The organism is Rhizobium sp. CG4, assembly GCF_023701965.1.
Taxonomy (GTDB): domain Bacteria; phylum Pseudomonadota; class Alphaproteobacteria; order Rhizobiales; family Rhizobiaceae; genus Agrobacterium.
In genome coordinates this window covers 236926-248274 of record NZ_JABAEG010000006.1, presented here as the reverse complement: position 1 = coordinate 248274, position 11349 = coordinate 236926, and the positions used below count along the sequence as shown (strand labels likewise).

At 54.7% G+C, this 11349-nt stretch carries 10 protein-coding genes; 9 read left to right on the top strand and 1 reads right to left on the bottom strand.

Annotation, left to right across the window (positions count from 1 at the left end; all coding sequences use genetic code 11):
- The first annotated feature begins 711 nt into the window (after positions 1–711).
- Complete coding sequence (gene gdhA, locus HGO37_RS18115; protein ID WP_250984538.1) at positions 712–2067, top strand: NADP-specific glutamate dehydrogenase; 1356 nt, start codon at positions 712–714, stop codon at positions 2065–2067.
- Positions 2068–2147: 80 nt separating this feature from the next.
- On the opposite strand, the gene HGO37_RS18110 is transcribed toward gdhA, so the two are convergent.
- Entirely contained in the window at positions 2148–2945 is a 798-nt protein-coding gene (locus HGO37_RS18110; RefSeq protein ID WP_250984537.1) for a helix-turn-helix transcriptional regulator, read from the bottom strand.
- Between the two features lie 96 nt (positions 2946–3041).
- Between HGO37_RS18110 and HGO37_RS18105 the strand changes: the two genes are divergently transcribed.
- The 8 genes from HGO37_RS18105 (at position 3042) to HGO37_RS18070 (ending at position 11348) form a co-directional block, all read left to right on the top strand.
- A complete protein-coding gene (locus tag HGO37_RS18105) occupies positions 3042–4538 on the top strand; it encodes an MFS transporter (protein ID WP_250984536.1) in 1497 nt (498 codons plus the stop codon).
- 390 nt (positions 4539–4928) lie between these two features.
- The gene (locus HGO37_RS18100) at positions 4929–5663 is read left to right on the top strand and encodes a helix-turn-helix domain-containing protein (protein WP_192489700.1); all 735 of its coding nucleotides are present in this window, start codon (positions 4929–4931) and stop codon (positions 5661–5663) included.
- The gene (locus HGO37_RS18095) at positions 5660–7246 is read left to right on the top strand and encodes an ABC transporter substrate-binding protein (RefSeq protein WP_250984535.1); all 1587 of its coding nucleotides are present in this window, start codon (positions 5660–5662) and stop codon (positions 7244–7246) included. The genes HGO37_RS18100 and HGO37_RS18095 overlap by 4 nt, the downstream gene beginning before the upstream one ends.
- A gap of 60 nt (positions 7247–7306) precedes the next feature.
- Positions 7307–8332, top strand: coding sequence for an ABC transporter permease (locus HGO37_RS18090; protein WP_250984534.1), 1026 nt, complete (start codon positions 7307–7309; stop codon positions 8330–8332).
- Positions 8329–9162, top strand: coding sequence for an ABC transporter permease (locus tag HGO37_RS18085; protein ID WP_250984533.1), 834 nt, complete (start codon positions 8329–8331; stop codon positions 9160–9162). Before HGO37_RS18090 ends, HGO37_RS18085 begins: the two co-directional genes overlap by 4 nt.
- On the top strand, positions 9159–10049 hold the full coding sequence (locus HGO37_RS18080; RefSeq protein ID WP_250984532.1) for an ABC transporter ATP-binding protein: 891 nt from the start codon (positions 9159–9161) through the stop codon (positions 10047–10049). The genes HGO37_RS18085 and HGO37_RS18080 overlap by 4 nt, the downstream gene beginning before the upstream one ends.
- Positions 10046–10858, top strand: coding sequence for an ABC transporter ATP-binding protein (locus HGO37_RS18075; RefSeq protein ID WP_250984531.1), 813 nt, complete (start codon positions 10046–10048; stop codon positions 10856–10858). The genes HGO37_RS18080 and HGO37_RS18075 overlap by 4 nt, the downstream gene beginning before the upstream one ends.
- Complete coding sequence (locus HGO37_RS18070; RefSeq protein ID WP_250984530.1) at positions 10851–11348, top strand: GAF domain-containing protein; 498 nt, start codon at positions 10851–10853, stop codon at positions 11346–11348. The genes HGO37_RS18075 and HGO37_RS18070 overlap by 8 nt, the downstream gene beginning before the upstream one ends.
- The last annotated feature ends 1 nt before the right edge of the window (position 11349 follow it).

The following is an 11349-nucleotide window of genomic DNA, read 5'->3' as shown; positions in this document are numbered from 1 at the left end:
ATCACATTCAATTACGGTCACCACACTGCTTTCGAACGGGCGCCGACATCTTGGCCGGTCCAGATGACCAGCAATTCAGGGAGCGCCCTCTGCAAGGACTTTCTTATATTACCACCATGCCCTCCCGCGCACGACAGCGAAGGGAATTTCTTCCCGAGACTGCGGTATAGTGCCGCTGGCATCTGTTTTGCAACCACATACGTACTTGTTCGTACATTTTTACATCAACAATTACTGAAAGACCTTTTGAGCGGATGCCGCCAGAATATTTGCATCGTGAGATTAATAGGAGCACCGGTAAGGCTACCGGCTGGACGCAAGCTTTTAGCTACAACCCGCTGATTGCGGACAAGGCACAACTCAAATCTAACGCGAGTACCGAAATGAGGACTTCCGTCCTTGTAAGGCGCAAAAATTAAATCGATAAGCCTATCAATTGATCATTTGCCGCTTTTGGACTCAGACTCATTTTGGCGCCACCCCTCCATTTTGCCCACAACAGCGGCAATTTGCCTGCATTCAGTTCAAAACACCGTCAGATGCACAACGTCGTGCATCTGAGCCGATCTGCACTAACTCCCGCCGCTAGCCACCAGGCACGGATGACGGGCGATGCATCCGGCGCCTTGCGAGAGCACTGTCCCAGTGGGTTTGCCGATTGAAAACCGGCGGCCCTCATGCCTTCTTATTGATGATGAAAGGAGTGTCGCCATGGCGACCGTCGACGAGAAACTTGAACCCATTCTAGCACAGGTCCTGCAGCGCAATCCTGCGGAGCCGGAGTTCCATCAGGCCACCCGCGAAGTACTGGAAAGCCTCGGCCTCGTCGTCTCCAAACATCCCGGTTACCTCGCCGATGCCCTGATCGAGCGCATCTGCGAACCGGAACGTCAGATCATTTTCCGCGTGCCATGGGTTGATGACAAGGGTCAGGTACAGATCAACCGTGGCTTCCGCGTGCAGTTCAATTCGGCACTCGGTCCTTATAAGGGCGGCCTCCGTTTCCACCCTTCCGTCAATCTCGGCATCATCAAGTTCCTTGGCTTCGAACAGATCTTCAAGAACGCCTTGACCGGCTTGCCGATCGGCGGCGGCAAAGGCGGTTCGGACTTTGATCCAAAGGGTCGTTCCGAAGGCGAAATCATGCGCTTTTGCCAATCCTTCATGACCGAACTTTATCGTCATCTCGGCGAACACACCGATGTACCTGCTGGCGATATTGGTGTCAGCGGCCGCGAAATCGGCTGGATGTTTGGCCAGTACAAGCGCCTGACCAACCGCTTTGAGGCAGGCGTCTTCACCGGCAAGGGCCTGAGCTATGGCGGCTCTCTGGTGCGCAAGGAAGCGACCGGCTACGGCGCCGTCTATTTCACACGCGCTATGCTCGAAAGAAAAGGCACCGACTTCGAAGGCAAGAAGGTTACCGTTTCCGGTTCAGGCAATGTGGCGATTTATGCCATGGAACAGGCTATCAGCTATGGTGCAACCGTCGTCGCTTGCTCTGACAGCAGCGGCTACATCATTGACGAAGAAGGCATCGATCTTGACCTCGTCAAGGAGATCAAGGAAGTACGCCGTGAACGCATGTCTGAATATGCCCGCGTCAAGTCCAAGGGCGTCCATTTCATTGCATCCGGTAGCGGCTCGATCTGGGACGTGCCTTGTGACGTTGCGCTACCTTGCGCCACGCAAAACGAATTATCCGGTCGCGATGCAAAGACCCTGATTGCCAACGGTGTGATTGCCGTCGCGGAAGGCGCCAACATGCCGTCGACGCCGGATGCAGTTCGCGCGTTTCAGGAGGCAGGCATTCTTTTCGGACCGGGCAAAGCGGCTAATGCTGGCGGCGTTGCCACCTCGGCACTGGAAATGCAGCAGAACGCCAGCCGTGACAGCTGGAGCTTCGAGACTGCCCGCGAGCGTCTTGGCCAAATCATGCAGGGCATTCATGACCGCTGTGCAGAAACAGCTGAAGAATATGGCGCGAAAGACAATTACGTGCTTGGCGCCAACATCGCCGGCTTTATTCGCGTGGCAGAAGCCATGCGGGCGCACGGCGTGATCTAAAGTGTAGATTTAGCCTATTGAACGGCTCCGGCGTTTTTGGCCGGGGCTGTTTTTTCCGGCACCTGAAAACGGACCGTGGTTCAGAAAGACACTGGCGCAGTCAAGGCATACACAATGAGCCGCAGATGCTGCCCACCATCGACTAGCAGCGACGTATATTCAAAGTTCAGTAATGTCCCATCGACCGCAAGCGTGCGAACACCCGTACAGGGGGCAAGTACGTCCTGTTGACGCCACATGGCCTTAAACTCTGGCGATACATGTTCCAACTCATCGATCAGGTGACGCATGCCGACCTCGTCACGCGAGCCTGCATAATCACGGCGGAAGCTTTCCAGAACCGCAGGGGCGTCCTTTTCCCATTGCGCAAACGTGTTCCGTAAAACCGGATCGGTGAACAGCATCCAGAGAAGGTTGCGTCGCGTCGGTTCATGTTTGCCGAAGCCAAAAAGATGATCGGCAGGGCCATTATACGTCAATACGTCCCATCGTAGATTGATGATGTAGGCGGCGTGAGGTGCAAGATCTGAAACCAGCCTCGCAGCCAATCGTGGCACCGAACAAAAGGTAATGCCTGGCTCCGCTGGTGGACGCGCATGCGCCAGCAGAAACAAATGCCGACGCTCCGTGGCATCGAGTTTGAGTACTCGCGCAAGATTATCCAGAAAGTCAGAAGAGACGCCAATCTCTCTCCCCTGCTCCAACCATGTATACCAAGTAAGACCGACGCCAGCGAGTGCGGCAACTTCCTCGCGCCGCAAACCCGGCGTGCGCCGACGTTTTGCTCTCGGCAATCCGACATCTCCAGGCGCCAGCCGCTCACGGCGCGCGCGCAGAAATTCGGCAAGATCGGGCCTGGTTCTGTCGAGAATTCTCATGATCAACCTATTGCTGGCTGTAATAGTATAATAAGTTAAATTGTAACAGCTTCACATTCGAGCCACATCTACCGCGTCACAACAAAGGGACGCAAGATGAGCACTGAAATCTGCACGAGCGAAACAAGGACAAGACACGTTTCGCACCAACCGGAAACCGGAAGAAATCCCACAGCGCCTCTGCCTTGGCTCGGGCTTTTTGTGTTGCTTCTCGCAGGGTTTGTAACGATCTTTGACCTATTCGTCGTGAATGTCGCAATTCCGTCTATGCAGTCCAGCTTGGGTGCAAGCCTGTCAGAACTTGGCTACATCATTGCAGGTTACGAGTTGGCATTTGGTGTATTGCTCATCACCGGCGGCCGGCTTGGTGATCTCTACGGTCGGCGTCGGTTATTCATCACTGGAATGGCTGGATTTACAACCGCATCACTGCTTTGCGGGATCGCGCCAGGCGTGGAAATACTGATTGCCGCGCGTGTATTCCAGGGGTTGGCAGCAGCACTATTATTCCCGCAAGTTTACGCATCGATCCGTATCAACTTCCCAGGAGATGCTGGACGCAAAGCCTTTGGCCTGCTTGGGATGACGCTTGGCCTAGCAGCAATTGCCGGGCAGATCCTTGGCGGCTTGCTGGTGGAAGCCAACGTCTTCGATCTCGGCTGGCGAACAATCTTTCTGATCAACGTGCCTGTTGGGATATTTGCCATATTCGCTGCTCTTCACATCCCGGAGACCTGTTCACAACAGCGTCCGGAAATGGACTGGCCGGGCGTGGCCTTGGTGAGCCTCGGTCTGACAGCACTGCTGATACCGCTCCTTGAAATGCCCACACATGGCTGGCAAATCTGGAGTAGTGTCTCGCTGCTTTGCGCAATCACCCTGCTTTTGGTGTTCTATCACTATGAGGAAAAACGAAGACTGTCGGGACACGCCCCCTTGGTGGACATGACACTCATGCGCCAAGCACGCTTTGCAAAAGGCGGCGTGCTTGTTTTGTTGATCTACTCCACGTCCTCGTCATTCTTTTTATGTTTTGCCTTGCTTGCTCAAACCGGTTTCGGCCTCAACCCGCTTGAGGCTGGCAGCATTTTTGTGCCTTGTTCAATTGCCTTCGTCGTCATGTCGATCATCGCACCACGCCTGTTCGCACGGTTCGGCGCGCTGTCAATTGCAGTCGGCGCCTTGGTTTACACCCTGTCATTTGCCGCAATGATCATGCAGGTGTGGGTGGCGGGGGCAGGATTGGTCATCGCACATCTTATTCCCGTCCTAATCCTTATCGGAGGGACTCAGGCAATGATCATGACGCCACTGCTTAACCTCGTGCTTGGTTTTGTGAGTGAACGACAGGCTGGCATGGCCTCGGGCATGATTTCAACGCTTCAGCAGGCAGGAGCAGCACTCGGCGTTGCAGTCACCGGCATTCTTTTTGGCTCGGTGCTTTCGAGCGGCGTGGCTCCAAGTGAACAGCAAGGCTTATACGCCACTGCCTTCGTTTGGGGTATGAGCTGCAATCTCGTTGCCGCGAGCCTTGCTGCTGTATTGCTCTTCACCCTGAGAAAAACCAAACCGCCACTGCCATCACATATCTAAACGCCGACGCGGCATCACTCAGACAACACATCATAAGTTGTACTCCATTGAGAGAGCGACCTTTGGGAAATTGAGATTTGAACAGTTCACCCGCAGCACGTGATGCCGATAATCGACTGACAACCATAAACATTCAGAGCATTCTGCCTGGTAGATGCACATCATAAAAGCCAAGCGAATCAGATGCTTTAGATATGAATAGGTGGACTAAAAATACTGTACCCACATCCACCGGTTTGTTTCATAGCGTCGGGATCATCTGAGGCAGTGGCTTTTCATTACTCGATAAATCAATTTTAGATTGAAATTTTAGCATGACTAAAAAATGCTTGACAAAAACCCACTCCAATCCTTTGATTGTAGTAATACTAAAAAAGAGTGGAACTAAAAATGAATCCTGTAAGCGGCCCTGCGCATAGCGCAGCCGACATTCAGCCTTTGGGAGAACGGTTGCGCCTTTGCCGTAAGGAGCAAGGCCTGACCCTGCAGGAAGTTGCTGATAAGGCAGGATTCTCGGTCGGTTTCATTTCCCAGATCGAACGCGGAATTACAGTTCCCTCCCTCACCTCACTGGTCGCTGTATGTCGCGTGCTGAAAGTCGACGCAGGTTCATTTTTCAACTCGCAGAAACCCAGCTCCTCGGTTACCCGGCGGGAAAGCCGTGAGGCCTACGGCCTTGGGGGCGAAGCTGGTCGTGCCGTCACCTATGAGCGCCTGTCGGCAGCCTTCCCCGGCAATGTTTTGCGCAGCACCCTCATTCACGAGCCGCCGGGATATCGAAGCGAGCCGATGTCGCATGAGGGGGAAGAGATATTCTTCGTGCTGGAAGGTGCCCTCACCATCGAGATTGATGGCGAGCGCATGATTTTGGAAGCAGGCGATTCCGCCCACTTTCCGTCGACACGGGTCCACGCCACCTGGAACCACACCACGGGAACAACGACGGTTTTCCACACCTGCACCATGGATGTTTTTGGTGACGACCATACCAACACCAACGGCGACAGCCTTGTTGTGACGCGCGCGGCCAGCCGACGCAGCGCGCCCAAGCAGCCGGTCATTGGCTCCAAGACGCCTCCCATGAAGTCCAAAAAGCCCATAACAAAAAAAGGGAACAGGAAATGAAAAACAGTTTCAAGTTATTATCAGCAGCATTGATTGCTACCGCATCGCTCTACGGATACGCACAGGCAGAGACCGTTCTAAGGCTGGATGAATCGCCCGTGGGTGAGCTGGATCCGGCCAAGGCGTCCGATTATGCCGACTCCATCCTGATGTTCAATGTTTATGATGCGCTGGTCATCCCCAAACAGGGACAACCTGGATACGATCCCTACCTCGCGACCGGCTGGGAAATTGACGGAACGGCATATACGTTCAAACTGCGCGACGACATCAAATTCCAGAGCGGCTATCCGTTGACGGCAGACGATGTCGTGTTCTCGCTAGAGCGCATGAAGGCACTGGGTGCTGGCCTTTCCTACCTGTTCACCAAGGTTGAAAAGGTTGAGGCGATTGACGCAACCACTGTGAAATTTACGCTCGCCGAACAGGACGCCCCCTTCATCTCGGCACTGACCCGCCTGCCAATCGTCGACAAGAAACTTGTTCTCGAAAATCTGGGTGACGGCGAAGGCGACATGAAGGACTGGGGACAGGCTTACCTCTCCGGTCATGCAGCAGGCAGCGGCGCTTACAAAGTCGTTTCACACAATCCGCAGGAAGAAACCGTGATGGCTAAAAATGCCGGTTATTTCCTTGGCGTGCCGCCCAAAGCCCCAGACACGGTACGTCTGCGCTACGGTCTGGAGGCGGCAACCGTCAGAACCCTGATTTCGCAGGGCCAGCATGAAATTTCCTCGCAGTGGTTGCCACCGGAAGTCCTGAAATCTCTAGCGGCCAGCGGCGCTCAACTGCTAACCGAGCGCGGTACATCCGGCTTCTACGTCAAGATGAACACCACCAAGGCCCCATTCGACGACGTGGAATGCCGCCTCGCGGTATCCTACGCCTTTGATTACAACGCCGCCGTCAAAATCGTGGCCGTCAATGACACGATCTCGCAGGGCAGTGCTGCCACCGGTCCTATTCCGGTCGGCATGATGGGTGCCTTGCCTGCAGACCAGACACTGGCGCAGGATCTGGACAAGGCCAAAGAACATCTGGCCAAGTGCAAATACAAGCCAGAAGACATCAAGATGGATATCTCCTGGATTGGTGAGGTGCCGTTGGAAGAGCGTTTTGCATTGCTGATGCAGGCCAACTTCAGCCAACTGGGCATCAAGGCAAACGTCAAAAAAATGCCATGGGCGCTGTTTTCCGAACAGGTGACGAAAGCAGAAAACACACCTGAAATCAGCCAGGTCTTCGTCAACACAATGACCGGAGACCCTGATACGCTGCTTTACAGCATGTATCACTCAACCGCTGCCGGCACATGGATGTCGCCAGAACATCTGAAGGACCCGGAGGTTGACGCATTGCTCGACAAGGGCCGTGAAACAACCGACGAAGCAGAACGTGCGAAGATTTATCAGGAGCTTGGTCTCAAGCTGAAATCCATCGCCCCGTCCATTTATGGTCAGGATCAGATTTCGGTTTTTGCTGCCTCGCCCAAGGTGTCAGTTCCAGCGCTCACCGATCCTGCCAAGGCGTTTCCTCTTGCAGCGTTTGGCTTCACATTCCGTCTGATGGAAATGAACGAGTAAAGATGATGTGCCGGGCGGTCCCCCGTCCGGCACTCCTTTAACTTTCTGAAAGAAAAACAGATGTTTCCTGTCCTGCATCTTCTCGCGAAGAAGCTGGGTACGTCGCTTATCGTCCTTTTTGGCGTGTCCCTGCTGATCTTTGCCATAGCCCGGATCATTCCCGGCGACCCGGCGCGCATTGCGCTCGGCCCTAATGCCACGGCTGAAGCCGTTGAGGCTCTGAGAGTAAGGCTGCATCTCGATGCACCCTTCATCGAGCAATATGGCTATTTCATCGGTAATCTTCTGCGCGGTGATCTCGGCATTTCACTTTATACCAACCGTCCGGTAACAGCCGACATCGCACAATTCCTGCCGGCCACGCTCGAACTTGTCATCGTGTCAGGTATCATGATGGTGCTGTTCGGTGTGCCGCTTGGTGTTTTGTCCGCTCGGTTTCGTGGCACCGTCGTGGATCACGTAATCCGCCTGATAACGCTGCTCGGCGTGTCTGCTCCCGGCTTCGTTTGGGCGGTTATCCTGATGCTCGTCTTTGCCTATTACCTGCCTATTTTCCCGATTGCAGGACGGATTGCAGACAGTTTCACCATTGCACCTGTGACCGGCTTCTTGTTGCTCGACACGTTGCTGGCAGGTCGCCCGGACGCCTTTGTTGACGCCCTTTCGCACCTCATTCTTCCAGCCTTCGCGCTTGCCCTTTCCGGCATCGGACAGGCCGCCCGTCTGGTCCGTTCCAACATGGTGGAAACCTACGATAAGCCCTATATCGAAATGGCGCAGGCCTATGGTTTTCCGGAAAAGCGGATTTCACGCAAATATGCCTTCCGGCCATCGATGATCCCGTCTTTGACGATCATCGGTCTCGATTTTGCGGCCATGCTCGGCAATGCGTTCCTCATCGAAGCTGTTTACGCCTGGCCCGGCCTGTCACGTTACGGCGTCGCAGTGGTTTTGCGAAAGGACCTCAACGCCATTATCGGCACGGTTCTGATCATTTCCGCCATGTTCCTCATCGTCAATCTCGTCGTTGACTTGCTGGTCTCCGTCATCAATCCGAAAATTCGCCTTGCAAGGGGGAAAGCATGAGCAAAACCCTCTTTGTACTTGTGCGCAATCCGCTTTCCCTGATCGGTCTGATGCTTGTGGCTTTGGTGGTATTCTCGGCGGTTTTTGCCGACTTCATCGTGCCCTTCCCCGAACATCAGGGTGCTGTCGTCGATTTCCTGAACTTCAACAAGGCACCTGAATGGCCCTACATATTCGGCACTGATCTTGTCGGCCGTGATCTCTTTACCCGCATCATCTATGCGTACCGGGTATCGCTGATCCTCGGCATCGTGGTGCTGGCGATTGCAGTTCCGGTCGGCGTCGCCATCGGTCTTGCCGCCGGTTACCTCGGCGGCTGGACGGAATATGTGCTGATGCGCATCACCGACGTGTTCCTGTCTATCCCACCACTGGTTCTTGCCATGTCGATGATGGGCCTCCTGGAACCGACACTGACAAACGGCATGATCGCGGTCACTGCCATGTGGTGGCCTTGGTACACACGCCTTGTCTACAACCTTGCCCGATCCGAAAAAGAAGAAGGTTATGTGCTTGCCGCCGAAGTGATCGGCGCCTCGCGTCTGCACATCATGTTCCGGGAAATCCTACCGAACTGCGTACCCTCGATCCTCACCAAGATGACGTTGGATTTCGGCTTTGTTATTCTCATCGCCTCCTCACTCTCCTTCTTGGGGCTTGGCGTACAGCCGCCAACACCGGATCTGGGCTCGATGGTTGCCGAAGGTGCAAAATATCTGCCTGATAGTTGGTGGCTGACCGTATTCCCGGGCCTTGCCATTCTGATTGCGGTGTTCGGTTTCAACCTGATTGGCGATGCGCTGCGCGAAATTCTGGGAGTGGATCAATGAAAACCCCAACCCTGAAAATCGAAAACCTCAAGCTTGGTTTCAAGAGCTTTTCCGGTACCAACGCGGTGTTGCACGGCATATCGCTGCACATCGCCAAGGGCGAAAAGGTGGCGCTGGTCGGTGAATCCGGCTCCGGAAAATCCGTAACTGCCCGCATCGTACTTGGACTTCTGCAGGAGCAGAAAAATGCCAAGATCACCGGCGGACTGGAGTTTGAAGGTCGCAACCTCAACGCCATGACTGCACGCCAGCGCAAGGCGTTGCGCGGCACGGATATGTCGATGATCTTTCAAGATCCGTCCTCGTCGCTAAACCCGGTCTACACCATCGAGGTGCAGTTTCACGAGGTTCTCAAACGCGCGCGGCCTGATATCAAACGTGCCGAGGCCCGTGCACTTGCGCTTCAGGCACTGGCAGATGTGGCCATCAACGAACATGAACGGGTTCTGGATTCCTACGCCTTTCAGCTGTCCGGTGGCATGAACCAGCGTGTGATGATTGCCATGGCGCTTGCCAACAATCCTGCCCTGCTTCTGGCTGACGAGCCGGGAACAGCACTTGATGTGACCGTACAAGCCCAGACGCTGAAACTGATGGGAGAACTGGTGGAAAAACACCATACGTCGGTCTTGTTCATTTCCCACAATCTTGGTGTTGTGCGGGAATTTGCAGACCGGGTTTACGTCATCTACAAGGGTAACATCGTCGAGCAGGGCAAGACCGAAACCCTGTTTGATAATCCGCGCCATCCTTACACGCGCGCTCTCCTGTCTGCCGTTCCACGCATCACCGGCGGCGGTATTCCCGACATCGATGACGATCCCGCGCATTTCAGTGCGCCGCTCATCGCGCATGAAGGCTTTAGCGAGAAGGAGCTTCTGGCATGAGCGCGCTTCTATCCGTTCGCAACATCTCCAAAACCTTCAATGTCGCCGGCCGAGACGTCACGGCGCTGGAAAATATTTCCTTCGACGTCAATGCCGGAGAATGCCTGGCTGTGGTTGGTGAATCCGGCTCCGGCAAGAGCACGATCGCCAACATCATTTTAGGCATTTATGCGGCCACGTCAGGTGATGTTGCCTTCAAAGGCGAGATGCTTCCGGCAAAACGGACGCAGACACATCGGCAGAACATTCAGCTTGTGCAGCAAAATCCCCTCTCATCGCTCAATCCACGCCGCAGCATTGGCGCCTCGTTGCGACTGGCTCTCGACGTTCACAATATCGGCGACAAGTCCGGACGGGACAAACGCACCGGTGAACTGCTGGAAGAAGTCGGATTGCCGGAAGATTTCCGCAAACGGTCTCCATCGGCCCTGTCCGGTGGCCAGCGCCAACGTGTCGCCATTGCGCGTGCGCTGGCCTGCCAGTCGGAACTGGTCGTTCTGGATGAACCGACATCCGCACTCGACGTGCTTGTACAGGCACGCGTGCTGAAACTCTTGAAAGAGCTGAAGGACAAGCGTGGCTTGACCTACCTCTTCATTACCCACGATCTGTCCGTGGTGCGCAATATTGCAGACCGTGTCGCCGTTTTTGAAAAAGGCCGCATCGTCGAAATCGGCAGCACGGACGCCATCTTCACCAATCCCCAACATGCCTACACACGCCGGCTTATCGGCGCAGTTCCGGTCGTCAGCCGCGATGAAGCGGCCCTGCGCGATCGCCTAATGGAGCAGGAAAATGCAAATGACTGACTATAGCGATTTCAATGCCGCACTCGCTGAAGCTGGCGATCAGCCACACAAGGCCATGGTGGCGCTGGAAGCTCTGACAAAAAAGCTTGTCGGCGCAAAGCTCTTCACCATCATGACCGCAGACACCGTGGGTAAAAACTCCGAGCGCGTTTATTCCGGCCTGCCAGATGTCTATCCCGTTTCAGGTACGAAACCTTACAATGAAACCCGCTGGTCCGAAATTACCCTCAAGCAAAAGCAGACCTTTGTCGCCAACACGATCGAAGACATTGCCACTGTTTTCGATGACCACGAGATCATCAAATCGCTGGGCTTGGGAAGCGTCATCAACGTGCCGATCATCGTCGACGGCAATGTTATCGGCACGCTCAACTGCCTGCATGAAACCGGTTTTTACACGCCAGAACGCGTAGCTGCAGCCGAAGCGCTGAAATTGCCGGGCACCATTTGCATGCTTCTTCACACCAAGAATAAGGCTGGAGCACACTGAT

Bases quoted from the DNA above. Each gene is read 5' to 3' on its own strand.
- HGO37_RS18090 (WP_250984534.1), top strand. From the start codon at position 7,307: ATGTTTCCTGTCCTGCATCTTCTCGCGAAGAAGCTGGGTACGTCGCTT.
- gdhA (WP_250984538.1), top strand. From the start codon at position 712: ATGGCGACCGTCGACGAGAAACTTGAACCCATTCTAGCACAGGTCCTG.
- HGO37_RS18075 (WP_250984531.1), top strand. From the start codon at position 10,046: ATGAGCGCGCTTCTATCCGTTCGCAACATCTCCAAAACCTTCAATGTC.
- HGO37_RS18080 (WP_250984532.1), top strand. From the start codon at position 9,159: ATGAAAACCCCAACCCTGAAAATCGAAAACCTCAAGCTTGGTTTCAAG.
- HGO37_RS18105 (WP_250984536.1), top strand. From the start codon at position 3,042: ATGAGCACTGAAATCTGCACGAGCGAAACAAGGACAAGACACGTTTCG.
- HGO37_RS18070 (WP_250984530.1), top strand. From the start codon at position 10,851: ATGACTGACTATAGCGATTTCAATGCCGCACTCGCTGAAGCTGGCGAT.
- HGO37_RS18095 (WP_250984535.1), top strand. From the start codon at position 5,660: ATGAAAAACAGTTTCAAGTTATTATCAGCAGCATTGATTGCTACCGCA.
- HGO37_RS18100 (WP_192489700.1), top strand. From the start codon at position 4,929: ATGAATCCTGTAAGCGGCCCTGCGCATAGCGCAGCCGACATTCAGCCT.
- HGO37_RS18085 (WP_250984533.1), top strand. From the start codon at position 8,329: ATGAGCAAAACCCTCTTTGTACTTGTGCGCAATCCGCTTTCCCTGATC.
- HGO37_RS18110 (WP_250984537.1), bottom strand. From the start codon at position 2,945: ATGAGAATTCTCGACAGAACCAGGCCCGATCTTGCCGAATTTCTGCGC.